At 60.6% G+C, this 24,823-nt stretch carries 16 protein-coding genes and 2 pseudogenes; 9 read left to right on the forward strand and 9 right to left on the reverse strand.

Annotation, left to right across the window (positions count from 1 at the left end):
* Nucleotides 1-32: 32 nt before the first annotated feature.
* The 3 genes and pseudogenes from DLD99_RS02535 to DLD99_RS29565 all read right to left on the reverse strand — a co-directional run.
* Nucleotides 33-1,775: a potassium/proton antiporter gene (locus DLD99_RS02535; protein ID WP_085711091.1), complete on the reverse strand. Its 1,743-nt coding sequence runs from the start codon at nt 1,773-1,775 to the stop codon at nt 33-35.
* 157 nt (nt 1,776-1,932) lie between these two features.
* Nucleotides 1,933-2,805, reverse strand: a complete 873-nt coding sequence (locus tag DLD99_RS29560) for a methyl-accepting chemotaxis protein (protein ID WP_371850982.1) — start codon at nt 2,803-2,805, stop codon at nt 1,933-1,935.
* Between the two features lie 30 nt (nt 2,806-2,835).
* Nucleotides 2,836-3,585: pseudogene (locus DLD99_RS29565) on the reverse strand (MCP four helix bundle domain-containing protein); the annotation flags it as partial.
* A 251-nt stretch (nt 3,586-3,836) separates the two neighbouring features.
* Here DLD99_RS29565 and DLD99_RS02545 point away from each other — a divergent pair.
* The 4 genes and pseudogenes from DLD99_RS02545 (at nt 3,837) to DLD99_RS29575 (ending at nt 6,404) form a co-directional block, all read left to right on the forward strand.
* The gene (locus DLD99_RS02545; protein WP_007952320.1) at nt 3,837-4,067 is read left to right on the forward strand and encodes a hypothetical protein; all 231 of its coding nucleotides are present in this window, start codon (nt 3,837-3,839) and stop codon (nt 4,065-4,067) included.
* Nucleotides 4,064-4,366, forward strand: coding sequence for a cell division protein ZapA (locus DLD99_RS02550; RefSeq protein WP_007952314.1), 303 nt, complete (start codon nt 4,064-4,066; stop codon nt 4,364-4,366). The genes DLD99_RS02545 and DLD99_RS02550 overlap by 4 nt, the downstream gene beginning before the upstream one ends.
* A 145-nt stretch (nt 4,367-4,511) precedes the next feature.
* A pseudogene (locus tag DLD99_RS29570) lies at nt 4,512-5,537 on the forward strand (cache domain-containing protein); the annotation flags it as partial.
* A gap of 135 nt (nt 5,538-5,672) precedes the next feature.
* Nucleotides 5,673-6,404, forward strand: coding sequence for a methyl-accepting chemotaxis protein (locus DLD99_RS29575; RefSeq protein WP_425273009.1), 732 nt, complete (start codon nt 5,673-5,675; stop codon nt 6,402-6,404).
* A gap of 46 nt (nt 6,405-6,450) precedes the next feature.
* On the opposite strand, the gene DLD99_RS02560 is transcribed toward DLD99_RS29575, so the two are convergent.
* Together DLD99_RS02560 and putA are read right to left on the reverse strand one after the other, a co-directional pair.
* A complete protein-coding gene (locus tag DLD99_RS02560; RefSeq protein WP_114881158.1) occupies nt 6,451-8,253 on the reverse strand; it encodes an acyl-CoA dehydrogenase in 1,803 nt (600 codons plus the stop codon).
* Nucleotides 8,254-8,418: 165 nt separating this feature from the next.
* On the reverse strand, nt 8,419-12,372 hold the full coding sequence (gene putA / locus DLD99_RS02565) for a trifunctional transcriptional regulator/proline dehydrogenase/L-glutamate gamma-semialdehyde dehydrogenase (RefSeq protein WP_114881159.1): 3,954 nt from the start codon (nt 12,370-12,372) through the stop codon (nt 8,419-8,421).
* Nucleotides 12,373-12,831: 459 nt separating this feature from the next.
* On the opposite strand from putA, the gene putP reads away from it, so the two are divergent.
* The 4 genes from putP to DLD99_RS02585 all read left to right on the forward strand — a co-directional run bounded on the left by putP (nt 12,832) and on the right by DLD99_RS02585 (nt 18,031).
* Nucleotides 12,832-14,316, forward strand: coding sequence for a sodium/proline symporter PutP (gene putP, locus DLD99_RS02570; RefSeq protein ID WP_114881160.1), 1,485 nt, complete (start codon nt 12,832-12,834; stop codon nt 14,314-14,316).
* A gap of 353 nt (nt 14,317-14,669) precedes the next feature.
* Nucleotides 14,670-16,685 carry a type VI secretion system Vgr family protein gene (locus DLD99_RS02575; protein WP_114881161.1) on the forward strand — a complete coding sequence of 672 codons (2,016 nt, stop codon included), beginning with the start codon at nt 14,670-14,672 and terminating at the stop codon, nt 16,683-16,685.
* Nucleotides 16,630-17,382 (forward strand): DUF4123 domain-containing protein, encoded by a 753-nt coding sequence (locus tag DLD99_RS02580; protein WP_114881162.1) that lies wholly within the window; start codon nt 16,630-16,632, stop codon nt 17,380-17,382. Before DLD99_RS02575 ends, DLD99_RS02580 begins: the two co-directional genes overlap by 56 nt.
* A gap of 331 nt (nt 17,383-17,713) precedes the next feature.
* Entirely contained in the window at nt 17,714-18,031 is a 318-nt protein-coding gene (locus DLD99_RS02585; RefSeq protein WP_114881163.1) for a hypothetical protein, read from the forward strand.
* Nucleotides 18,032-18,105: 74 nt separating this feature from the next.
* Here DLD99_RS02585 and DLD99_RS02590 read toward each other — a convergent pair whose 3' ends face one another.
* A complete protein-coding gene (locus DLD99_RS02590) occupies nt 18,106-18,519 on the reverse strand; it encodes a hypothetical protein (protein ID WP_114881164.1) in 414 nt (137 codons plus the stop codon).
* Nucleotides 18,520-18,641: 122 nt separating this feature from the next.
* On the opposite strand from DLD99_RS02590, the gene DLD99_RS02595 reads away from it, so the two are divergent.
* On the forward strand, nt 18,642-19,481 hold the full coding sequence (locus tag DLD99_RS02595) for a 23S rRNA (adenine(2030)-N(6))-methyltransferase RlmJ (protein WP_085711101.1): 840 nt from the start codon (nt 18,642-18,644) through the stop codon (nt 19,479-19,481).
* Nucleotides 19,482-19,530: 49 nt separating this feature from the next.
* Here the strand turns inward: DLD99_RS02595 and msrA are convergent, their stop codons facing one another.
* The 3 genes from msrA to DLD99_RS02610 form a co-directional block, all read right to left on the reverse strand.
* Entirely contained in the window at nt 19,531-20,196 is a 666-nt protein-coding gene (gene msrA, locus DLD99_RS02600) for a peptide-methionine (S)-S-oxide reductase MsrA (RefSeq protein ID WP_085732613.1), read from the reverse strand.
* 195 nt (nt 20,197-20,391) lie between these two features.
* Nucleotides 20,392-23,088: a putative bifunctional diguanylate cyclase/phosphodiesterase gene (locus DLD99_RS02605; RefSeq protein WP_114881165.1), complete on the reverse strand. Its 2,697-nt coding sequence runs from the start codon at nt 23,086-23,088 to the stop codon at nt 20,392-20,394.
* Between the two features lie 239 nt (nt 23,089-23,327).
* A complete protein-coding gene (locus tag DLD99_RS02610; RefSeq protein ID WP_114881166.1) occupies nt 23,328-24,725 on the reverse strand; it encodes an alkaline phosphatase D family protein in 1,398 nt (465 codons plus the stop codon).
* Between the last annotated feature and the right edge of the window lie 98 nt (nt 24,726-24,823).

The following is a 24,823-nucleotide window of genomic DNA, read 5'->3' on the forward strand; positions in this document are numbered from 1 at the left end:
AGACCGGTCAAGCAAGTGAGAGTGGAGGCAGTTTAGAGGAAGAGCCCGGGGCCCGGGCGACTTCCTTCGGGGAATCTGACGCCCACTTTGGCGATCTTGTTCCCGTCCATGACCGCCACCGTCCAGTGGGTATTGTTCCATTCCACCTGGTCGCCAACGATCGGTGCACCGCCGACTTTCTGGGCAATGAAGTGGCCCAGAGTCATGTCCGGATCGATGCCTTCGGCCGATAGGCCATAAAGGGCCGCAACCGCTTTGAGCTGGGCGTCTCCTTCGAGTACGAAGTCGCCGAAGAAGCGCAGGTCGAGGCCCCGTTGCGGTGCCTGGCTGAACAGTTTTCCGAGGGCCGGAAGGTTGTGTTCATGGCCGATAACACACAGCAAATCATCGACTTCCAGCACCGTACTACCCGACGGATGGAGCAGTTGCTGGCCGCGAAACAGGGCAGCGATACGGGTGCCTTCGGGCATTTTCAGCTCGCGCAGGGGGGAACCGATGCACCATTTCTCTGCGCCGAGCTTGTACACGAACAGCTCCCACTCGCTGGTGATGTGCACTTCCAGGGCCGAGCGTGAGATCGGCGCAGGTTCCGGCGGCACCGTCACCTTGAGCAGTCTGGCCACCCACGGCAGGCTCGTGCCCTGCACCAGCAAGGACACCAGCACGATGAAGAACGCGAGGTTGAAGTACAGCTGCGCATTCGGCAGCCCGGCCATCAGCGGGAACACCGCCAGAATGATCGGTACCGCGCCACGCAGGCCGACCCAGGAAATGAAGGCCTTTTCGCGACCATGGAAGGCCTTGAACGGCAGCAGTCCGACCACCACCGACAAAGGCCGCGCGAACAGAATCATCCACAGCGCCAGACCCAGAGCCGGCAAGGCAATCGGCAGCAAGTCATGCGGGGTGACCAGCAGCCCCAGCACCAGGAACATGCCGATCTGCGCCAGCCACGCCATGCCGTCGAGCATGTGCAGGATGCCGTGGCGGCTGCGCACCGGACGGTTGCCGATCACCAGACCGCACAGGTAAACGGCAAGGAAGCCGCTGCCGTGCAGGGCGTTGGTCAGGGCAAACACCACCAGACCACCGGCGATCACCAAGATCGGGTAAAGGCCGGTGGCGAGGTTGATCCGGTTGACCAGTTGCAGCATCAGCCAGCCGCCACCGAGACCGATCACGCCACCGATGCCGAACTCGCGGATCAGGTGGGTCAGCAGGCTCCAGTGCAGGCCGGTCTGGCCGCTGGCGAGCATGTCGATCAGGGTCACGGTGAGGAACACCGCCATCGGGTCGTTGCTGCCGGATTCGATTTCCAGGCTGGCGGTCACCCGTTCGTTCAGGCCCTTGCCGCCGAGCAGCGAGAACACCGCTGCGGCGTCCGTGGAGCCGACGATGGCGCCGATCAGCAGACCCTGAATCAGATTCAGGTCGAACAGCCAAGCCGCGGCCATGCCGGTGAGGCCGGTGGTTATCAGCACGCCGACCGTGGCTAGCGACAGCGCCGGCCACAAGGCCACGCGGAAACTGGATACCCGGGTGCGCAAGCCGCCGTCGAGGAGGATCACCGCCAGCGCGAGGTTGCCGACCAGATAGGCCGTCGGGTAGTTATCGAAAATGATGCCGCCGCCATCGACCCCGGCAGTCATGCCGACCGCGAGGATGATCACCAGAATCGGGATGCCGAGACGTGACGAAAGGGAGCTGACAAGAATGCTCGCACCTACCAGCAACGCGCCGATCAAGAACAGGCTGTTGATGGTCGTCGCATTCAAAGGCAGTACTCCAGAAGCGGAAAGACGGGCACAAACTGACCATGCAGTCTGCGTGCCAGCGATTCTAACCTGTTGAAATGTGATGCTGTCAAAAAGGTTTTTCAGCGGGGTGAAAGATCGTCCCCACGAGCGTGGGAACGATCAGTCTTGCGCAGGGTTAGAGGCTGAACCGCCCAACCATATTGTTCAGATCCAGCGCCAGGCGCGACAGCTCGTTGCTCGCCGCACTGGTCTGATTCGCGCCGGTCGCCGATTGCACCGACAGATCGCGGATGTTCACCAGGTTGCGATCCACTTCCCGCGCGACTTGCGCCTGCTCTTCGGCGGCGCTGGCGATTACCAGGTTGCGCTCGTTGATCTCGACGATGGCGGTGTTGATGGTGTCCAGCGACAGGCCGGCGCCACGGGCGATGTTCAGGGTCGACTCGGCGCGCTCGGTGCTGTTGCGCATCGAATCCACGGCGTGCTCGGTGCCGCTCTGGATGCTGCCGATCATGCGCTCGATTTCGCTGGTCGACTGCTGGGTGCGGTGCGCCAGGGCGCGAACTTCGTCCGCGACCACGGCAAAACCACGACCGGCTTCACCGGCACGGGCCGCTTCGATGGCGGCGTTGAGTGCCAGCAGGTTGGTCTGGTCAGCCAGGCCACGGATCACGTCCAGCACTTTGCCGATGTCGCGGGATTCGTTGGCCAGATCACCGATCAGGGTCGCGGTGCTCTGCACGTCGGCGCTCATGCGTTCGATGGCGCTGACGGTTTCCTGCACCAGATCACGACCGTCGCCGGCGGAAGTGGTGGCGTTCTTCGAGGCTTCCGAGGTGCTGACGGCGTTGCGTGCAACTTCTTCCACCGCGCTGGTCATCTCGTTGACCGCGGTGGCGGCCTGCTCGATTTCGTTGTTCTGCTGGGTCAGGCCACGGGCGCTTTCGTCGGTGACGCTGTTTAGCTCTTCGGCGGCGGACGCCAGTTGCGTGGCCGAGCCGGAAATCCGCTGCAGGGTGTCGCGCAGCTTCGATTGCATCTTGGCCATGGCCGCCAGCAGGCGCCCGGCTTCGTCGGTGCCGTCAACGTGGATCGGCTGGGTCAGGTTGCCTTCGGCGATGGTTTCCGCCGCGTCCAGTGCTTTGGAGATCGGCTTGGTGATGCTAAGGGTCAGCAACCAGGCGAACAGGAAGGTCAGGCCAGTGGCGATCACCAGCAGTGTCACCACCAGACTGAAGGCCGAAGAAAACTGCTCGGCGGCTTGCTGGTTGGTCTGGCTGATCTGCTCGCCGTTTATCTGCATCAGCCGGTTGAGCACGGTGTTCATTGCTTCGGAATTGTTCAGCAATTCGGTGTTCAGCAGGTTACGCAGCTCATCCACCTGATTGTTGCGCGACAGGGTTTTCATCCGGTCTTCGATCTGGCGGTACTGGCCCAGCAACTGCACGTATTGGTCATAGGCCGCACGTTCCTGCGGGCTGCCGATTAACGGCTCGTACTCGGTCTGGGCCTTGCGGATCTGCTGGTTGCGCATTTCCAGCAGCTCGACGGTTTTCTGCTGGATATCCGGCTCGCGGTTCACCAGCAAGCGGTACGACAGCACCCGCAGGCGCAAGGTCAGCTGGGTGAACTCGTCGAGGTTCTTGATGCTCGGCACGCTGGTGGTGGTGATGTTTTCGGCGGCGCCGCGGATCTTGCTCATCTGGTTCAGGGCGAACACGCCGAGAATCAGCATCAGGCCGCCGATCAGGGCGAAACCGGTGAACGCCCGGGGGGCGATATTCATATTGCGAAGGGACATGGTGCGATTACCAGGGAAGGGCCGCATCCATGCGGGCTGAGACTGCTGTTGGATGACTTATCGGTCATACGACTAAAGTCTTGAGGCGGTGCGCGCATTTGTCGCATAAGGGGTCGGGCGACGAAGTGCAGGAACCAGATCGGCAGATCACAGTCTCTAACACTCGCAGGAATGGTCGACTGCCAGGAAAATCAAGGCCTTGCGCCGGTTTAATCCTGGCATCCAAGACGACTTTTCTTTATCGTACGCGCCCTTTGAAAAAGCCCTGGAATATCAAAATGTTGGAAGCATCCCTCAGCCAATTGGAACAGCTCGTCAGCGACCTGGTGCAACAGAACCAGACCCTGTCGGAAACCAACCAGACCCTGTCCACGGAACTGGCCCAGGCCAAGGATGAAAACGAAAGCCTGCAACTGAGCCTGATGGAACAGGAAGAAAAGCACGGCGCCACCGCCGCACGCATCCAGGCCCTGGTTGATCGCGTCAACGCAGGTCCTGTCAGCGCATGAACCACGGCACAGCAGGGGTAAAAGTCATCTCCATCATGGGGGAGGACTATTCGATCAAGGCACCGGCCGGGGAAGAACAGACCCTGCTGGACGCTGCATTGATGCTCAAGGCTGCGCTGGCCGACACCAAGCGCAAATATCCGACCCTGATCGGTGATCGCCTGCTGGTGCTGGCGGCGATGAATCTGTGCTCGCAGCAGATTGAAATGAAGAAGCAGCATCAGGAAGAACTCGAGCGTTACCAAGAGCAAGTCAGCGCCACGGTCGAGACCATCGCCAAGACCATCAATCAGGGTTGATGGGGTTGCGCACAACCAAAGAGTAAGATTGTCGATTGCGCTGTATACAATCGGCACGGCTGTTGCAGTGTTTCAGCCTCTTATTCTTTGGGGGTGCTCCATGCAGTTCTGGCGTCGCAGTATTCAATGGCAGCTGATCCTAGGCATGGGCACCGCTCTGCTGGTCAGCATCCTGATTGTGGTTGGCATTTATACCCTGGTGGTCAACCGCCTCGCCCAGAGCTATCTGGTCGAACAGGCGTTGCCGTCGAGCATCGAAGCGACGCGCAACGACATCGAGCGAATCCTCGTTCAACCCCTCACCGCCGCCAAGGACATCGCCAGCAACACCATGGTCCGCGACTGGCTGGCCACTGGTGAAGACTCCGCCAAAACAGCAGGCTTCGCGCAGTATCTGGAAGGCATCCGCGCCGAACACAAGGCGTTTACCGCGCTGATCATCGGCACCGAATCCAATCACTACATCACCGAAAAAGGCCTGGATCGCACTCTCAGTCGATCCAAACCGGCCGATGCCTGGTTCTACTCTTTCCTCGACAGCAATCAGCCACGCACTCTGAATATCGATAACGACGGGGCCACTGGAGAGCTGGCGCTGTTCATCGATTTGAAGGTCGAACAGGCCGGCAAGGTGGTCGGTGTCGCGGGGCTCGGATTGAGCATGAAGGAGCTGTCGGAGCTGATCCACAACTTCAGCTTTGGCGAGCGCGGCAAGGTCTATCTCGTGCGTTCCGACGGACTGATCCAGGTCCATCCCGAAGCGCAGTTCAGCGGCAAGCGCACCCTCACGGAGCAGATCGGCGCCAACGCGGCGCAAGCGGTCATGGGCCACAAAGTGGCGACCAACAGCAGCTTCCAGCGCGACGGTGAAGACTTCCTCGCCTTCAGCCTGCCTTTGCGTGACCTCGGCTGGACCCTGGTGGCCGAAGTGCCGCAGTCGCAGATCTACGCCGAAGCCCGACGGGCGATGTGGATGAGCAGCGGTATCGGTCTGGCGGTGGCGCTGGTTTGCTTGGCGCTGGTGATCTGGCTGGCCCAGGGGTTGGTACGACCGATTCGTCAGGTAACAGCTGCGCTGGTAGCAATCGGTAGCGGTGGTGGAGATTTGACCCATCGGTTAGATTCCAGCCGCGCCGATGAACTGGGCGACCTGGCTCGCGGTTTCAACCGTTTCCTCGACAGCCAGCGCGGGATGATCGGCGAAGTGCTGACCACCAGCGAGCGTCTGCGTGTCGCCGTCGGCCAGGTGGCCAGGGTCGTGGATAACACCGCCGAGCGCTCCGGCCGCCAGCAGGAAATGACCGACATGGTCGCCACCGCCGTCCACGAGATGGGCCTGACCGTGCAGGAAATCGCCCAGAACGCCGGCAATGCCGCGCTCGCCTCGCAAACTGCCCGTGATGAAGCGATGCAGGCGCGGGAAGTGGTCGGCGGCTCGATTCGCCATATAGAAAGCATGTCCGATGAAATTGGCGTCGCGGCGGGGGCGGTGGGTGAGCTCGCGCATCAGGTGGCATCGATCGATCAAGTATTGGCGGTGATTCGCGGTGTGTCCGAACAGACCAATCTGTTGGCATTGAATGCGGCGATTGAAGCGGCGCGAGCCGGGGACATGGGGCGTGGTTTTGCGGTGGTGGCGGATGAAGTGCGCACCTTGGCGCGTCGTACTCAGGCGTCTACCGATGAGATTCAGCAGATGATCGGCAGCCTCAAGCAGGGGGCGGAGAATGCCGTGTCTTCAATGCGTACCGGGCAGGCTGCGACGGGGACAGGCGTTGAATCGAGCCAGCGTACCGGGGCGTCTTTGACTGCGATTACCGGGCAGGTCGAGCGCATCAGCGACATGAACCATCAGGTGGCGACGGCGACGGAAGAGCAGTCGGCGGTGACCGAAGAGATCAACCGCAACGTGCAGGGGATTTCCGATCTGGCCCGGGCGACGGCGGGGGAGGTTCGCGCCTGTCGTGAGGATTGTCAGATGTTGCAGCGGCTGGCGGATGATCTGGCGCGGCAGATGGGTGGGTTCAAGTTGAGTTGAGTCGACGATCGTTCCCGCGCTCTGCGTGGGAACGATCGCTGTGGGATCAGAACCACGTGTCCTGCATTGCAAGGCACGTATCATCCCGAGCCTCCAGCAACGCCAGCTCATGTTGGCAACCCGGCACTTCCCACGTCAGAAAATACCGCGCCGCCTGCAACTTGCCCTTATAGAAGTCGGCATCCGCCGCATTCCCCTTGGCCAACCCTTCCTCCGCCCGAATTGCCTGCTCCAGCCAGCGCCAGCCAATCACCGTGTGCCCGAACACTTTCAGGTACAGCGCCGAATTCGCCAGACTGCTGTTGACCTTGCCCTGAGCCAGATCGGTCAACAGACCGATGGTCACGCTCTGTAGGCGAGCGACCAGTTTCTCCAGGGGCTCACGCAGTGCGGTCAACGATTCGTACGCCACCGCGCGTTCGGCAGTGTCGGCAATCAGGCGGATCAGTTGCTTGAGCCCGGCGCCACCGTTCTGCGCCAGTTTGCGTCCCAGCAGGTCCAGCGACTGAATGCCGTGGGTGCCTTCGTGGATCGGGTTCAGGCGGTTGTCGCGGTAGTACTGTTCCACCGGGTATTCGCGGGTGTAACCGTGGCCGCCGAGAATCTGGATCGCCAGTTCGTTGGCCTTGAGGCAGAACTCCGATGGCCAGGATTTGACGATTGGTGTCAGCAAGTCCAAGAGTTCATGGGCCTGTTTACGCTCGGCTTCGGTTTCCAGCGTGGTGGTGTCATCGAACAGTCGCGCCGCGTATAACCCGAGATCGAACGCACCTTCGACGTAGGACTTTTGCGTCAGCAGCATGCGTCTGACATCCGCGTGCTGAATGATCGCCACAGGCGCCGTCGTCGGGTCCTTACTGTCCGGCACCCGGCCCTGTGGACGTTCGCGAGCGTATTCCAGCGAGTACAGATAACCGGCATAACCGAGCATCACCGCGCCCATGCCGACGCCGATCCGCGCCTCGTTCATCATCTGGAACATGTAGCTCAAGCCGTGATGCGGCTTGCCCACCAGATAGCCGACACAATCACCGTTATCGCCGAAGTTCAGCGCCGTGGACGTCGTTCCGCGCCAGCCCATCTTGTGGAACAGCCCGGCCAGCAGCACGTCGTTGCGCTTGCCGAGGCTGCCGTCATCGTTGACCAGAAACTTCGGCACGATGAACAGCGAAATCCCCTTCACCCCGGCCGGTGCGTCCGGCAGCTTGGCCAACACCATGTGCACGATGTTTTCCGAGAGCGGGTGATCGCCGCCGGAGATGAAGATCTTGTTGCCCTTGAGGCGATAAGTGCCGTCGGACGCCGGTTCGGCGCGGGTACGAATATCCGACAGCGACGAACCGGCATGGGGTTCGGTCAGGGCCATGGTGCCGAAGAAGCGGCCGTCGATCATCGGTTGCAGGAAGCGCTGCTTCTGCTCTTCGGTGCCGAAGCTTTCGATCAGGTTGGCGGCGCCCATGGTCAGGAACGGATACGAGGTCGACGCCGCGTTGGCCGACTGGAAGTGGGCGAAGCAGGCCTGGGACAACAGTGTAGGAAGTTGCATGCCGTCAGCGTCGAAACTGCGCGCCGCGTTGAGGAATCCGGCTTCGAGGAAGGCATCCACCGCCGGTTTCACTTCGGGAATCAGAATCGCCTGACCGTTCTCGTAGCGCGGTTCGTTCTCGTCGCCCTTGCGGTTGTGCGGTGCGAAGTACTTCTCGGCGATGTTGCGCGCCGTGCCGATGGCGGCATCGAAGGTTTCGCGGTTGTGTTCGGCAAACCGCTCGCGCCGGGTCAGACCCTCGGCATCGAGGACTTCGTACAGCTCGAAAGCCAGATTGCGGGAACTGAGCAGCGTCTCGGACATGGCGGCCTACCTTAAAAAAAGTATGCCGCAGTGTAGGGAGGCTTATAAAAAGGGGGAAGGAAGATAGATGAGGGTGATGGGGCGGCACAAGCTACAAGCTTCAAGCCGCAAGTAGGAGCAGTTTGCTTTTACTTGCAGCTTGTCGCTCGAAGCTTGCAGCTGCTTTTATCCGATGGTCATCAGGCTGGCGTTACCGCCCGCTGCTGCGGTGTTGACGCTCAAGGCGCGCTCGATCACCAGGCGCTCCAGCGCAATGTTGGTCTCGCCCTGGGACAGGCCCTGAACCCCGACGATGGCGCCGGCACGTTTGGCGATCTGCTGGCAGACCGCACGCAATTGGTCGGAATGGCCGTGATGCAGAACTGCATCGAACACCACGTCGTCCTTGTTCCAGTCGGAAACCAGTTTGATCCGCGCCTGAATCTCCTTCGGCAGGCGTGCGAACAATGCCTTGCTGGTGTCGGATTCCGGCCAGACCGCCGAACCGCCCACTGCCAGTACTGCCGCGAGTTGGGTCAACAGGTCACCTTCGATGTCCGCCAGGCACAGCACGTGCTCGCGCGGCAGGATCGCGTAGCTGTTTTTCTCGCCGGTCGGGCCGGCCAGCACGCGGGTGATACCGCTTTGCGACTGGGCTGCGTACTGCACACACAGTGTGCTCAGGTCGGCGAACTTGTTGCTGTCGGCCCAGGCTTTCAGGGCAACCAGCGGTTTGCTCAGGGCATCACGCAGACGAACGTCCGGTGCCACGGCCGCATCGCCGCGAGCGAAGGATTGTTCGATGGCGTCGGCAGGACGCGTCGACAGCAGACGGTACAGGTACAGCGGGCCACCGGCCTTCGGACCGGTACCCGACAGGCCTTCGCCACCAAACGGCTGGACACCGACCACGGCACCCACGATGTTGCGGTTGACGTAGACGTTACCAGCGTTGACGTTGTCGATCACCTTGGCGATGGTCTCGTCGATGCGGGTGTGCACGCCGAGGGTCAGGCCGTAACCGGAGGCGTTGATCTGGGCGATCAACTGGTCGATCTCTTTACGCTTGTAGCGCACCACGTGCAGCACCGGGCCGAAGATCTCGCGTTGCAGCTCGTCGAAGCTTTCCAGTTCGATCAGGGTCGGCATGACGAAGGTGCCGCGTTTGACTTCCTCGGCATCGGCGATCGCCACCTGGTACACGTTGCGACCTTTGTCGCGCATGCCCTGGATGTGTTTCTCGATGCCGGCCTTGGCTTCGGCGTCGATCACCGGGCCGATGTCCACGGACAGACGCTCCGGGTTGCCGAGACGGCTTTCAGCCATCGCACCTTTAAGCATTTCGATGACGCGATCAGCGGAATCTTCCTGCAGGCACAGGACGCGCAGGGCCGAGCAGCGCTGACCGGCGCTGTCGAAGGCCGACGACACAACGTCGATCACCACTTGTTCGGTCAGTGCCGAAGAGTCGACGATCATCGCGTTCTGGCCGCCGGTTTCGGCGATCAGCGGAATCGGACGACCCTGGTTGTCGAGGCGACCGGCAATGTTGCGCTGCAGCAGACGCGCAACTTCGGTGGAACCGGTGAACATCACGCCTTTGACGCGCTCGTCACCCACCAGACCGGCACCGACGGTTTCGCCGCGACCCGGCAACAGTTGCAGCACGCCTTCCGGGATCCCGGCTTCAAGCAGCAGGCGCACGGCTTGTGCGGCGACCAGTGGAGTCTGTTCGGCCGGTTTGGCCAGCACCGGGTTACCGGCGGCCAGTGCGGCGGCAACCTGACCGCTGAAGATGGCCAGCGGGAAGTTCCACGGGCTGATGCAGACCACCGGGCCCAACGGGCGGTGGGCGTCGTTGCTGAAATCGTTGCGAGCCTGCACCGCGTAATAACGCAGGAAATCGACGGCTTCACGGACTTCGGCGATGGCGTTGGCGAAGGTCTTGCCGGCTTCGCGGGCCAGCAGGCCCATCAGCGGCTGGATCTCGCCTTCCATCAGGTCAGCGGCGCGCTCCAGAATCGCAGCACGTTCGGCCGGCGGGGTGGCCTGCCAGATCGGTGCGGCGTTCAGGGCGCATTGAATGGCGTTGTCGACGTCTTCAACGGTGGCTTCCTGCACGTGGCCGACTACGTCACGCAGATCGGACGGGTTCAGCACCGGGGCCGGCGCTTCGTTGCTGGAGGCGCAACCGAGCATCGGCGCGGCTTTCCAGTTGTTGTGCGCGGTGGCCAGCAGGGCACAGGACAGCGAAGCCAGACGATGTTCGTTGGCCATGTCGATGCCGCTGGAGTTGGCGCGCTCGGAACCGTACAGGTCACGCGGCAGCGGAATGCGCGGGTGCGGCAGGCCGAAACCGCCTTCTACGGTTGCCATCTGCTCGATCTGCGCAACGGGATCGGCCACCAGTTCCTGAATCGAAATCGACTGGTCGGCGATGCGGTTGACGAACGAGGTGTTGGCGCCGTTTTCCAGCAGGCGACGCACGAGGTACGCCAGCAGGGTTTCGTGGGTGCCGACCGGAGCGTACACACGGCACGGACGGTTCAGCTTGCCTTCGGAAACCTTGCCTACAACCTGCTCGTACAATGGTTCGCCCATGCCGTGCAGGCACTGGAATTCGTACTGGCCCGGGTAATAGTTCTGACCGGCAATGTGATAAATCGCCGACAGGGTGTGGGCGTTGTGCGTAGCGAACTGCGGGTAGATGACTTCCGGTACCGACAGCAGTTTGCGCGCGCAGGCGATGTAGGAAACGTCGGTGTACACCTTGCGGGTGTAGACCGGATAGCCTTCCAGGCCTTCGACCTGGGCGCGCTTGATTTCGCTGTCCCAGTACGCGCCTTTCACCAGACGGATCATCAGGCGATGACGGCTGCGGCGAGCCAGGTCGATCACGTAGTCGATCACATATGGGCAACGCTTCTGGTAGGCCTGGATCACGAAACCGATGCCGTTCCAGCCAGTCAGTTGCGGCTCGAAGCACAGGCGCTCGAGCAGATCCAGCGACAGCTCCAGGCGGTCGGCTTCTTCGGCGTCGATGTTCAGGCCGATGTCGTATTGCTTGGCCAGCAGGGTCAGCGACAGCAGGCGCGGATACAGCTCATCCATCACGCGCTCGTACTGGGCGCGGCTGTAACGCGGGTGCAGGGCCGACAGTTTGATCGAGATGCCCGGGCCTTCATAAATCCCACGGCCGTGGGACGCTTTGCCGATCGAGTGAATGGCTTGTTCGTACGAGGCCAGGTACTTCTGGGCGTCGTGTTCGGTCAGCGCCGCTTCACCGAGCATGTCGTAGGAATAACGGAAGCCCTTGGCTTCGAACTTGCTCGCGTTGGCCAGGGCTTCGGCGATGGTTTCGCCGGTCACGAACTGCTCGCCCATCAGGCGCATGGCCATGTCGACGCCCTTGCGGATCATCGGCTCGCCGCTCTTGCCGATGATGCGGCTCAGGGACGAAGTCAGGCCGGCTTCGTTGTGAGTGGAAACCAGTTTGCCGGTCAGCAGCAGACCCCAGGTCGCCGCGTTGACGAACAGCGACGGGCTGTTGCCCAGGTGCGGCTGCCAGTTGCCGGTGCTGATCTTGTCGCGGATCAGCGCATCGCGAGTGCCCTTGTCCGGGATACGCAGCAGCGCTTCGGCCAGGCACATCAGCGCCACGCCTTCCTGGGACGACAGGGAAAATTCCTGCAGCAGGCCCTGAACAATGCCTGCACGACCGCCGGCACTCTTCTGGTTACGCAGTTTTTCCGCGATGTTTGCTGCGAGTTTGTTGGTGGCTTCGGCCATCGGCGCCGGCAGGCGAGCCTGCTCGATCAGCATCGGCACCACTTCCGGCTCAGGGCGACGGTAAGCGGCGGTGATCGAGGCGCGCAGCACCGATTGCGGCAGGATGCTTTCGGCGAATTCGAGGAAGCATTGGTGAGCGTGATCGGTGTGGACTTCACCCGCGTCGTCGGCGTCCTTGGCGGTCAAACCGTTCAGCTCGGTCAGGGTTGCACCACCCTCGAGTTTTTCCAGGTAATTGAAAATTGCCTGCTTGATCAGCCAGTGCGGCGTGCGATCAATCGAGGTTGCGGCGGCCTTCAGGCGCTCGCGGGTCGGGTCGTCAAGTTTGACCCCAAGGGTGGTGGTAGCCATATTTTTATCCTCATAGGTGCCGCAGTTGCGCGACAACAGCTGGCGGCAAGATTAGCCGCGAGCCGAAAGAGGTGCAACCGGGTGCAACCCTTTTTTTGTCGGAATATTCGGCAACTTGTCAGGAATAAATTTCAGCTTCGCGATGATCGCTCTAGATAGGTGCTTTCAAGGCACATGCCGGGGTGTGACTGTGCCGCAACGGTGCAAAAACGGCGGTTGGCGGCCGAAAAAACGACGTAGGTGCAACTAATTCTCAAGAAACTGGTTGCACCTGTTTTGCTTTGTTGCATAGGATTCGCGCCCAAGGTGCAACCGGGACAACCCGGTTTACCGGCCAATGGCTTTCCTGGGGAAACATTGGTCATAAATGCGCGGCCGTGCGAATCGTCTGTCAGACGTCAGTCTGCAAACGGTGCAACCGCCGCCGCTACATAAAAACAAAGCCAGGGCACGTACGTAATGAGCGCAAGCAATCCAACCCTGATCACGTTCGTGATCTACATCGCAGCAATGGTGCTGATCGGCTTCATGGCCTATCGCTCCACCAACAACCTTTCCGACTACATTCTGGGCGGCCGCAGCCTGGGCAGCGTGGTGACCGCATTGTCCGCCGGCGCTTCCGACATGAGCGGCTGGTTGCTGATGGGCCTGCCGGGCGCCATCTACATGTCCGGCCTGTCCGAAAGCTGGATCGCCATCGGCCTGATCGTCGGTGCCTACCTGAACTGGCTGTTCGTCGCCGGTCGTCTGCGTGTTCAAACCGAGCACAACGGCGATGCCCTGACTCTGCCGGACTACTTCGCCAGCCGTTTTGAAGATAAAAGCGGCCTGCTGCGGATCATTTCGGCAGTAGTGATTCTGGTGTTCTTCACCATCTACTGCGCTTCCGGCATCGTGGCCGGTGCCCGCCTGTTCGAAAGCACCTTCGGCATGTCCTACGAGACCGCGCTGTGGGCCGGTGCTGCGGCGACGATTGCCTACACCTTCGTCGGCGGTTTCCTCGCGGTGAGCTGGACCGATACCGTTCAAGCCACCCTGATGATCTTCGCCCTGATCCTGACGCCGATTATCGTTCTGCTGGCTACCGGTGGCGTGGACACCACGTTCCTCGCCATCGAAGCCAATGACCCGAGCAACTTCGACATGCTCAAGGGCACCACTTTCATCGGTATCATCTCGCTGATGGGCTGGGGCCTGGGTTACTTCGGCCAGCCGCACATCCTGGCGCGTTTCATGGCCGCTGACTCGGTGAAATCCATCGCCAACGCCCGTCGCATCTCCATGACCTGGATGATCCTGTGCCTGGGCGGCACCGTAGCCGTGGGCTTCTTCGGTATCGCTTACTTCTCGGCCAACCCGGACGTGGCACTGCCAGTGAGCGAGAACCACGAACGTGTGTTCATCGAGCTGGCGAAAATCCTCTTCAACCCGTGGATTGCCGGTGTCCTGCTGTCGGCCATCCTGGCTGCCGTGATGAGTACCCTGAGCTGCCAGTTGCTGGTGTGCTCGAGCGCCCTGACCGAAGACTTCTACAAGACCTTCCTGCGTAAATCCGCCTCGCAAGTCGAGCTGGTATGGGTCGGCCGCGCCATGGTGCTGCTGGTTGCACTGATCGCCATCGCGATGGCCGCCAACCCGGACAACCGCGTGCTGGGCCTGGTGTCCTACGCCTGGGCCGGTTTCGGCGCTGCCTTCGGTCCGGTCGTGCTGATCTCGGTGATCTGGAAGAAAATGACCCGCGACGGCGCACTGGCCGGCATCCTGGTCGGCGCGATCACCGTGATCGTGTGGAAGCACTTTGAAGTGCTGGGCCTGTACGAAATCATCCCGGGCTTCATCTTCGCCAGCCTGGCCATCTACTTCGTCAGCCTGATGGGCCAGCCAAGCACCGGCATGGTTCAGCGCTTCGAAGCGGCCGAGAAGGATTTCCATCTGAACAAGTGATGGGAATGAGCTGAGGCTCACAAAAGAACGGCCCGTTTCCTGCCAGGAAACGGGCCGTTTTTTATTGCCTGAGATTTATCGGGTTCACCCGAGCCACCTGTGGGAGCGAGCCTGCTCGCGATAGCGTCGAGTCAGTCACCATCAATTTTGAATGTTCAATCGCTATCGCGAGCAGGCTCGCTCCCACAGGGATTGGTGATGTTGTTGAAGGAAATGTCTGTAGTTGAAGGCGCCGATTGTTGAAGGGGAGATCGAAGTTTCAAGTAGGGAAAATCTGATTTTCCGGTCACCCAACCTGCACCCCTTGCCCCTCATGCAGAATCGCCCGCCTTCATACTGCAGAGAGACATCGGATGTTCGCGCCTGCCAATCAACCGCGTTTCACGTTGACCGTCGAAGGCGCCCAATTTGACCTCAAAGTCCTTGAGTTCACGGGCAAGGAAGCCATCAGCCAACCCTTTCGATTTGACCTGGAACTGGTCAGCGAGCGACCGGATCTGGACCTCGAAAGCCTGCTGCACTGTCAGGCGTTTCTGGGTTTTGATGAAGACGGTTCCGGTGTTCACGGTCAGATCTATCGGGTCGGACAGGGGGATTCCGGCAAGCGTCTGACCCGTTATCACGTCAGTCTTGTTCCACGCTTGGCCTATCTCGGCCACCGGATCAATCAGCGGATTTTCCAGCACCAAAGCGTGCCGCAGATCGTGACGCAGATCCTCAAGGATCACGCGATCCTACGCGATGCCTTCGAATTTCGCCTCGGCAGCGATTACCCGCCCCGTGAATATTGCGTGCAGTACGCGGAGAGCGATCTGGCGTTCATCCAGCGCTTGTGTGCCGAGGTCGGTATTCATTTCCACTTTCAGCACAGTCCGGACGGGCATCTGTTGGTGTTCGGCGACGATCAAACGGTGTTCCCGCGTCTGGCCGAACCGACGCTGTACCTGCCGGGCAGCGGCATGGCTGCGGCGGCACCGGCGATCAAGCGCTTCACCGTCCGCGTGGAAACCCGAACCAGCGTGGTCACCCGCCGTGATTACGACTTCACCAAGCCACGCCTGCCGTTGCAGAGCCGGGTGGAAAGCGAACAGCGCCCGGTGCTGGAGGATTACCACTTTCCCGGCCAGTTCACCGAACGCGAAACCGGCAAGCAACTGGCCCGGCGCACCCTTGAGCGCCATGTCGCCGATTACCGTCAGGCCGAGGGTCGCAGCGATCAATCCACCTTGGTCAGCGGACATTTCCTGCAACTGACCGAGCATCCGCGCCAGGATTTGAATGACCTCTGGTTGCTGACCTCTGTCGAACACCATGGCCGGCAGCCGCAAGTGCTGGAGGAATCGGTCACCAGCGATGGCGACGAATTCCAGGGTTACCGTAATACCTTTCTTGCGACGCCGTGGGACGTATTCTTCCGTCCGCCGATGGGCCCGGAAAAGCCTCGGATGCTCGGTTATCAACCGGCCGTGGTCACCGGCCCGAAAGACAGTGAAATCCATTGCGACGAGTACGGCCGGGTCAAGGTGCAACTGGCTTGGGATCGTGACGGCGAACTCAACGAGCACTCCAGCTGCTGGCTGCGGGTCGCCAGCGGCTGGGCCCATGACCGTTATGGCAGCGTGCTGATTCCGCGGGTCGGTATGGAAGTGCTGGTGGGGTTCATCGATTCCGACGCCGACAAACCGCTGGTCATGGGTTGCCTGCCTAACGCCGCCACGCCGGTGCCGCTGGATCTGCCGGCCGACAAGACCCGCAGTATTTTCCGCAGCCAGAGTAGTCCGGGCGGCGGCGGTTACAACGAATTGCGCATCGAGGATCGCAAAGGCGCCGAGGAAATCTACCTGCGCGCCCAACGAAACTGGACGCAGCATGTGCTGAATGATCAGCAGGTGCAGGTGGATAACCAGCGCAGCGTCGTGGTGACCGGTCTCGCCAAGCATGAACTGAAAGCCGATGAGCAACGCATCACTCACGGTCAGCGCCAGACCGAGGTGAAGCAGGACGACCACCTCACGGTGACCGGCGACCGGCACATCCGCGTGAGCAATCAGGCGATCAACGCCAGCGCCCAATTCCACGTCAGCGCCGGCCAGCAAGTGGTGATCGACGGCGGGGCGAGCGCGACGATTCAGGCGGGCGGGCAGTGGATCAACATCGGCCCCGGCGGGATCTTCAGCAGCGTGCCGATTGTGGTGGGTGGTGCGCCGATGACGGCGATGAGCGCCGCGCCGACCGTGCCGGGGTTGCCGGAGAAACTGGCGGCGGCACCGGCAGCGATTTTGACTGCTGCGCAAATCATGAGTCTTAAACGAGATGCGCCGTTCTGCGAAGAATGCGAGCGCTGCAAGGAGGGTGTCTGTGCGGCCTGATCAATGGTTGAAGGGAGAGCCGCTGAAACCGTCGGAGCAGCTGTTCGCGATTTTCAGTAGCGCGAGTGCGGTGGAACCGTTGAAAGCCTGGCCGTCGAATGCGCAGACGCCGAAACCGGTCTGGGCGGAAACGATCTATGCCGAATGGGATGCGGTGATGCCCTACGTGGGAATCGTCGACGCGGGCAGTGAGTTTCTGGATTGGGTGGCGACCACGGAGTCTCGGGACTGGGGCTGGCTGGCGATTTCTTCGGCCGGGCTTAATGCGGTGGTCGAGCACTTTCGCAGTTTGACTCAGGTGTTGATGCCGGACGGGAAAGCGGTGTTCTTCCGGTTCTGGGATGGGCGGTTTTTGTTGCCGATCCTTGAGTCGTCCGAGATGGATGCCGGGCAATTGCTGCCGGTCCTTACGCGAGGATTGGTCAACGGTCAGACCGTGGAGATCGAGGGCAGGGCGCAGGTCTCGGGTCGGGAGTTTCCTTGGTGGTCGGTGCCGGAAAAGCTGCTGGCGCAATTCGGCGATGAAGCCCGGATCAACAACGCCTTGCAGTGGTTGAGCGAGGAGCAGCCGGCGTTGTTCGAAGCATTCCCTGCCGATGTCTTGCGCTGCAAGGTTGTCAGGTGTTTTGCGGTTACGGCGTCGGACGAATCGTCGGCTTCGGCATTGCTGGACTACTTGCGGGACGAGTCAGAGTGAAATTTCCGGGCAAAGGCTTCGGACGTTTCCTGCGAGTTGCGGCGGTTTGCGTGAACTGGTGGGCGCGGTGGTGCGGGGATAGTCTTTGGTTGTCTCCGCAAGTGTGGAGACAGGGCGTAGGAGCCCTGATTTCAGAGCAGTGCATAAGCGTCGTTGCCCGATTTGCGGCAGTCTTCGCTCGACCGTAAGATCTTTTGCGGCGGTTATGCGCGGGCACGCTTCGGCGTGGCTGAGTGCTCTGGTCTCAGTCCTCCTACCCCGCGCATGGCTGCCACCCAATCCTGTAGGAGGGAAACGGTGTGCGCCTCTTTCACTACCAGAGGATTAAACAATGAGCACGCTTCATCCAGATCCACCCTACGAACCATTCATCCCTCACCCCAACAACCGCCTCATGGCGCTGACCAGCAACTGCAACGACATGCCCACCCTGTTCATCGACACCCACGCCCCGCTCGATGTCCTGATGGACGCCGCCAACTACCGCATCCGCGCCGTAATCCAGGTCCTGGAAAACATGTGCATGCGCGGCTCGGTCGAGTGCGACTCGGTCATCCTCAGCGACTTTGCCCAGCTCTGTGTGATTCCGTTGCGTGACGGTTGTGATGTGCTGGATGTGATTGGCAAGCGCCTGCGCGCACAGCCCTGACAGACGATGCAGACTCCCTCGCCAAAACAGCGAACTCAAAGCATTGCTCGAACGCTACCTCTCCTGTTGGGTGATCATTCCGAGATGTAAGCATCCTGGGTCTTGATGAAGCTGTCGAAAGCTTGGGAGTTGTAAACCTCAAGGCACGCGTAAAACACGACTTTCCGATTCGAGTGCTGGCTGGCCGAGGATGTCTGATCGTAGGCAGCGAGTATGTAGTTTTCGGTTTCCTTGTAAGGATCGTGCACGACTTGCAGCGTGTCCTCATTCTGAACAACGGTGTGCAGGCCTTTGCCCATGAACGAGTAGGCTCCGGCGGACAGAACGATGTCTTTTTCCAGTGCAGATTGTTCTTTGAATGGCGCCAGAATGCAGTGGCTCAAACCGTAGTTCTTCAGATTCTGGCGTGCCTGTTCGGTGTGTTCTTCGCCAGCGAAGGCGTGTAATGAACCCGGCAGGCACAGGAGGGCAATGATCCGGCGGTACATGATTTTCAGACTTCCTGTCAGGTGGTTGCGGCCAGTGTAACGCCGGGAACGCCCACTCAGCCCCCAACCCCTGACTTGCCGCCCGGTAAAAGGTAAACTTCACGGCCCTCGCAGGAGCAGCCATGAATTATCGTCACGCCTTCCATGCCGGCAATCACGCCGATGTGTTCAAACACCTGACCTTGACCCGCCTCATCGCCCTGATGTCGCGCAAGGAGCAGCCGTTTGCCTATCTCGACAGCCACGCCGGCATCGGTCTGTATGACCTGCAGGGCGATCAGGCCAACCGTACCGGCGAGTACCTGGAAGGCATCGCACGCTTGTGGGACCAGCCGGATCTGCCGGCGCTGACCGCCGACTACATGAACGTGCTGCACGAGATGAACCCGGATGGCCAGTTGCGCTATTACCCGGGTTCGCCGGAGCTGGCGCGGCGTCTGACCCGTTCCCAGGATCGCGTGCTGCTCAACGAGAAGCACCCGGAAGACGGCGTGCTGCTCAAGGACAACATGAAGGGCGACCGTCGTGTGGCGGTGCATCTGGGTGAGGGCTGGCACGTGGCGCGGGCGTTGCTGCCGGTGGCCGAGAAGCGTGCGGTGATGCTGATCGATCCGCCGTTCGAGAAACTCGACGAGATGCAGCGTTGCGCGGCGTCCTTGAAAGAGGCGATCTCGCGCATGCGCCAGACCGTGGCCGCGATCTGGTACCCGGTGAAGGACCAGCGCGCGCTGCGTCGTTTCTATCAGGATCTGGCCGGCACCGGTGCGCCGAAGTTGCTGCGCGTCGAGTTGCTGGTGCATCCGCTGGACACGCCGAACAGCCTGAACGGCTCTGGCTTGGCGATTGCCAATCCGCCGTGGGGGCTGGAGGAAGAATTGCGTGAGCTGCTGCCGTGGTTGTCCAAGAAACTTGGGCAAACCCAGGGTGGATGGCAGATGGACTGGTTGATCGCCGAGAGCTGATCAACCGTCAATCGCTCCCGCGCCAAGCGCGGGAGCGATCAGGACGGGCTCAGTTACCCGCCAGGCTCGGTGGCATGCAAACGCCAGTGCCGCCAATTCCGCAGTAGCCTTCCGGATTCTTCGCCAGATACTGCTGGTGATAGGTCTCGGCGAAGTACACGGTCGGGGCCTGTTCAATCTCGGTGCTGATTTCACCCAGACCTGCCTTCGACAATTCCGCCTGATAGACAGCCTTGCTCTTCAACGCCGCATCCAGTTGCTCCGGGTGGGTGGCGTAGATCACCGAACGGTACTGAGTGCCGATGTCGTTGCCCTGACGCATGCCCTGGGTCGGGTTGTGCAATTCCCAGAACATTGCCAGCAGCTCTTCGTAGCTGACCTTGGCCTTGTCATACACCACCAAAACGACTTCAGCGTGGCCGGTCAGGCCCGAGCAGACTTCTTCGTAGGTCGGGTTCGGCGTGTAACCGCCGGCGTAACCGACCACGGTGCTGACCACACCTTCGCGCTGCCAGAAGCGGCGTTCTGCACCCCAGAAGCAGCCCAGACCGAAAATCGCGAAGTCGACGTCCTGAAAGAACGGGCCCAGCAACGGCGTTTCGGTGAAAACAAAGTGTTTTTCAGGCAGGGCCATCGGGGTTTCACGGCCAGGCAGAGCTTGTTCTTTAGTCGGTAGCACGTTTTTGTTCACCAGAATTTCCGAGCGCAGAACCATGATCGTTCCTCTCAGTCAGGATGGGATGTAAAAAGTCAGACCGTCAGTGTGCCCAATGATGCCCGATTTCGCACTATTCAAATGTGGGAGCGAGCTTGCTCGCGAAGGCGGCGCTCCATTCAATATTTGCAGTGACTGACTCACCGCTTTCGCGAGCAAGCTCGCTCCCACAGGGTTAGGGGGGGATTATGGGATTTAGAGGCAGAGCGGGCCGCGCGGGTAGCGCTTGAGCGCCTGGATCAGCTCGCCGCCCGGAATCGGCCGGTCGAACAGGTAGCCCTGGCCGACATCGCAGCGGTGCCGGCGCAGGAATGCCAGCTGCTCGGCGGTCTCGATGCCTTCGGCCACGACCTTGAGTTTCAGGTTGTGGGCCATGGCGATCACGGCGGAGGTGATTTCCATGTCGTCCTGGTTGTCCGGGATTTCATGGATGAAGCTGCGATCGATCTTGATGATGTCGATCGGGAATTTCTTCAGGTAGCTGAGCGACGAGTAGCCGGTGCCGAAGTCGTCCATGGCCAGGGTCAGGCCCAGGCGCTTGAGCTGGTCGAGCTGCAAGTGGGTGTCTTCGGTGGCTTCCAGCAGCAGGCCTTCGGTCAGCTCCAGCTCCAGCAGATTGGCCGGCAGGGCTTCTTCCTTGAGGATGTTGGCGATCGAGGCCACCAGGTCCGGGTCGGAGAACTGCTTGGGTGACAGGTTGATCGCCACTTGCAGATTGCCCATGCCGGCGGCGGTCAGCGCTTTGCTCATGCGGCAGGCCTGGCGGGCGATCCACTTGCCGATCGGAATGATCAGGCCGGTTTCCTCGGCGACGCTGATGAACTGGTCCGGGCGGATCATGCCGCGTTCCGGGTGATTCCAGCGCAGCAGCGCTTCCATGCCCAGCAACCGACCGCTGCGCAGGCACAGCTTCGGCTGATAGAACACGTCCAGCTCGTTCTGGGTCAGGGCGCGGCGCAGGTTGTTCTCGACGAACAGTTTGTAGCTGGCCTCGGCGTTCAGCGCTTCGGTGAACACCTGCACCTGGTGTTTGCCGTTGGCCTTGGCCTTGTGCAGGGCGAGGCCGGCGTTGCGCATCAGGGTCTGCGGGTCGCGGCCGTGCAGCGGCGCGCAGGCCAGGCCCACGGAGCCGGTGACGCTGATCAGCTGGTTGTCGACGAACATTGGCTTGTCGAGGGTCATCAGCAGCTGGCTGGCGATCTGCTGGCCGGCCTCAAGGTCAGTGTTGTCGAGCAACACCGCGAATTCGTTACTGGCGAACCGCGCCAGACTGCCGCTCGGGCTCAGGCTGTTGCGCAGGCGTCGGGCCAGACTGATCAGCAACTTGTCGCCGGTCTGGTGGCCGAGGCTGTCGTTGATCCGCTTGAAGTTGTCGATGTCCACCAGCAGCAGGCTGATCGGGGTATCGCTGTCTCGGGCGAAGCGTTCGTCCAGATTGCGGATAAATGCAGGCCGGTTACCGAGGTTGGTCAGGTTGTCGGTGTAGGCCAGGCGCTCGATGCGCTGCTGCGCCAGTTTGGTCTGGGTGATGTCTTCGTAGATGCCGATGTAGTGCGTCAGCTCACGGTTGTCGCCATAGACCTTGGAGATCGACAACTGGCCCCAGTAGGGTTCGAGGTTCTTGCGGCGGCTCTTGAACTCGCCCTGCCAGCTGTTGCTCTTGGCCAGCGCGGAGGGGGCGTCGAACAGCAGCTCGCTGAGGTTTTCCAGGGCCGGCAGCTCCGACAGGCGCTGGCCGTGGACTTCCTCGGTGGTGTACTGGGTGATCGCGGTGAAGCTCGGGTTGACGTACTCGACCACACCATCGCAGTTGACCAGCAAAAAGGCGTTGGCACTTTGCTCGACCGCACGCTGGAACAGGTGCAGGGCGCTGGTGGCGGTGCGGCGATTGTGATTATTGATGACCTGGGCGAACTGATCCGCCAGCTCGCCGGCAAAGGCGATTTCGTCGGATTGCCAGGCGCGTGTCACGCCGGTCTGTTCCAGGCACAGCACGCCGACTACCTGGCCGTCGACACGGATGCTGGCGTCGAGCATGGCGTTGACATCACGGGGGCGCAGCGCTTCGGCCATCTCCCGGGTACGCGGGTCGCGCATCGCGTTGTGCGCGTCGATGGCGCGACTGCCGTGCAGCGCCTCCATGTAATCGGGGAAACCGCTGACGTCGATCACGTCCGGCAGGATGTATTCCTGGGTGGCGCGGTGGTAGGCCGAGATCGGCACCAGTTTCTGGCCTTCGAGGTTCCACAGGCTGGCGCAGTCGATTTCGTAGATATCGCAGGCGCAGCGGGTGATCAACTCGGCGGCTTCCTGCAGGGAGTTCTGGCTGCTGTAGCGCTGGCGGGCCAGCAACAGGATCAGGTCCTGCTGGGCGCGCACCCGCTCCAGGTGCTGCAATTGTTCCTGCTGGGCGCGCTGGTTGAGCTCAAGGGCTATCTGCAGGCGCGAGTTCTGGGTTTCCAGGTCGACGGACGGCAGTGCTGGCGCCTCGTCAAATACATCGTCGACTGCCAGCAGGTAACCGCGCAGCAAGTGACGGTTGTGCTGTTTGTAGGCTTCTCCGAGTTCGAGAATGCTCAGGGCGCCGGCGGCGGTGTGCAGGGTGTAGCGCACCAGATAATGCGGGCTTTGGCCGAGTTGCTGCTGGATCGCGTCGTGCAGTTGATAGCGCGCTTCGGGCTCCATCAGGCTGGCGTAGGGCGAACCGACCAGGGCGCAGAGTTCTACGGCCGGCTGGCCGAACTGGCGTTCGCAGTTGGGATCGAGAAACAACATCGCCCAACTGGCTTCATTCAGGCGCTCGAAACGCAGCATGCCGAGCCGCGAGGGCACAGGCAACTGCGTCACTACCTCGGCCGCCATACGGCTGGCGGCATCGGGTTGGCTCTTCATGAAGGGAACTCGCTTGGAAATTTGCTGAACGCGCCGGGCTCTCGCCCTCTTTACTGTTGCCTGCGGCAAGGTTGCATCATTGCGGCACCGACTGACAAGAGACATGAAGGCCAAGTGCTATAAGAATATGTCGGCTGCGGCGGGCATTTCTCCAGCGGGTGGCGGAAAGTAATGCGCGATCGCCGGGAAAGTGCCGTTCCAGAGCCTTTCGGCATCCGGAACGGTCGTGCCGCTGGATTTTATCTCAACGGAATATCGATGGATTGCAGGCGTCTGCCATCGCGGTCGTGATAGTTGACCTGGATCCGCCCGGTCCCAACCACCAGGTGCGCGAAGTTGTCCTCGCTGACGACCTGGCTGGTCAGCTCGTGTCGGTATTCGCCGCCTGCGACGCGGGCCAGAGGCTGATCCAGGATGAATGTGGAAGCCTTGGCATATGGCAGCAATTTGCTGTTGCACAGTGGCGAAGAGACGATGGTGTGCACTTCGAAATCGGAGTCTTCAGTATGCGTGAGGCGTGAGGTCAGAGAGCCATGGACATCGCCGCTGACGAAGATGACATTCAAGATTCGGTGGGTGCGAATGACTTCCAGCAAGCGCAGCCTTTGCTCCGGGAAGGCTTTCCAGGCATCGTCGCCGTGAGCCTTGCGATCGGGATAGAACATGACGCTGGTGACCACGAACTTGACCCGCGCCGGACTTTCGATCAGCCACTTGCACAATGCCTGCTCCTGTTCTTCATCGAGAATGCGCCGGTCAGTCGATGACAAGTTGCGGCGAGTTCGACTGTCGGTCACAAACCATTCGATATCGCCGTCGCTGAACTGATACCAGTAATGATCCAATGATGAGCGCTTGACTTGTCCGTTAGTGTCCAGTGGATGTACGGGGCTGTGACTGGCTTGATATAACTCGTAGGCTGCCATTGCGTTGCGATATAACTCATGGTCGCTTTTTCCGGCGTTGGCCGGCCAGTTGTCTTCAATCTCATGATCATCGAGGATCATGTAGGTTGATAGTCCAGACATCAAGCGCTGGATGTTTGGCTGAGAAAACGCCGCACGATACTTCTTCAGAATGTCCTGGTATTCGCGATCGGGCGCAATGATATTCAAGTCATCGACATAGATCTGGTCTCCGGTCATCAGTGCTGCACTGACCGGAGGCTGGCTGCCTTCGATCAATTGGTTGATAGAGGCGAAAATCCGGTCGCCCGATTGGGGGGAAGAGGGCTTGCCGGCAGTCATTCGCAGGTAGCGGCAGGAGCCGACAATGTAGGCCCGGTCTTGCGTTGCTTCGCTTGAGCGGGTCCGCAGACGGTAGACCTCTCGTGGCCATTGCAGTGGCAGTTCGGCGACGCTTTCTACGGTATGTACCGGGCTCATCGGGCTGAACCACCCGGTCTGATACTCGTATTCGGTATCGGCGCACAAGTTATTTATTGCGAATACGGTGGACATGTCGTGCAAGACACTTAAAGTCGCAAAGATGCTTTTTATCCATTGTTCTTTTCCAGACTTTCGGTAACGAATGCCTGCAAAGACCCTGGTGTTTTCCTGTTGCTCTCCGCGTATGAATATGCGTGCGTGATTAGTTGTTGTGTGGCCGATAATAGGGCCGACAGTGGGTTTTAACATGTTCGAATCCATTCGAGTTATCAAGAAGTTGTGTTCGAGAGTGGTAAAGTTATTTAGTTAACTTTGTTGGGGGAGATTAGTTGTCTTGCGATAAAAAA

This window comes from Pseudomonas kribbensis, from assembly GCF_003352185.1.
GTDB lineage: Bacteria > Pseudomonadota > Gammaproteobacteria > Pseudomonadales > Pseudomonadaceae > Aquipseudomonas > Aquipseudomonas kribbensis.

Excerpts from the sequence above, each read along its gene's own strand:
- DLD99_RS29560 (WP_371850982.1), bottom strand. The coding sequence starts at position 2,805 with ATGGCCAAGATGCAATCGAAGCTGCGCGACACCCTGCAGCGGATTTCC.
- DLD99_RS02545 (WP_007952320.1), top strand. The coding sequence starts at position 3,837 with ATGTTGGAAGCATCCCTCAGCCAATTGGAACAGCTCGTCAGCGACCTG.
- DLD99_RS02550 (WP_007952314.1), top strand. The coding sequence starts at position 4,064 with ATGAACCACGGCACAGCAGGGGTAAAAGTCATCTCCATCATGGGGGAG.
- DLD99_RS29575 (WP_425273009.1), top strand. The coding sequence starts at position 5,673 with ATGGTCGCCACCGCCGTCCACGAGATGGGCCTGACCGTGCAGGAAATC.
- DLD99_RS02560 (WP_114881158.1), bottom strand. The coding sequence starts at position 8,253 with ATGTCCGAGACGCTGCTCAGTTCCCGCAATCTGGCTTTCGAGCTGTAC.
- putA (WP_114881159.1), bottom strand. The coding sequence starts at position 12,372 with ATGGCTACCACCACCCTTGGGGTCAAACTTGACGACCCGACCCGCGAG.
- putP (WP_114881160.1), top strand. The coding sequence starts at position 12,832 with ATGAGCGCAAGCAATCCAACCCTGATCACGTTCGTGATCTACATCGCA.
- DLD99_RS02575 (WP_114881161.1), top strand. The coding sequence starts at position 14,670 with ATGTTCGCGCCTGCCAATCAACCGCGTTTCACGTTGACCGTCGAAGGC.
- DLD99_RS02580 (WP_114881162.1), top strand. The coding sequence starts at position 16,630 with ATGCGCCGTTCTGCGAAGAATGCGAGCGCTGCAAGGAGGGTGTCTGTG.
- DLD99_RS02585 (WP_114881163.1), top strand. The coding sequence starts at position 17,714 with ATGAGCACGCTTCATCCAGATCCACCCTACGAACCATTCATCCCTCAC.
- DLD99_RS02590 (WP_114881164.1), bottom strand. The coding sequence starts at position 18,519 with ATGTACCGCCGGATCATTGCCCTCCTGTGCCTGCCGGGTTCATTACAC.
- DLD99_RS02595 (WP_085711101.1), top strand. The coding sequence starts at position 18,642 with ATGAATTATCGTCACGCCTTCCATGCCGGCAATCACGCCGATGTGTTC.
- msrA (WP_085732613.1), bottom strand. The coding sequence starts at position 20,196 with ATGGTTCTGCGCTCGGAAATTCTGGTGAACAAAAACGTGCTACCGACT.
- DLD99_RS02605 (WP_114881165.1), bottom strand. The coding sequence starts at position 23,088 with ATGAAGAGCCAACCCGATGCCGCCAGCCGTATGGCGGCCGAGGTAGTG.
- DLD99_RS02610 (WP_114881166.1), bottom strand. The coding sequence starts at position 24,725 with ATGTTAAAACCCACTGTCGGCCCTATTATCGGCCACACAACAACTAAT.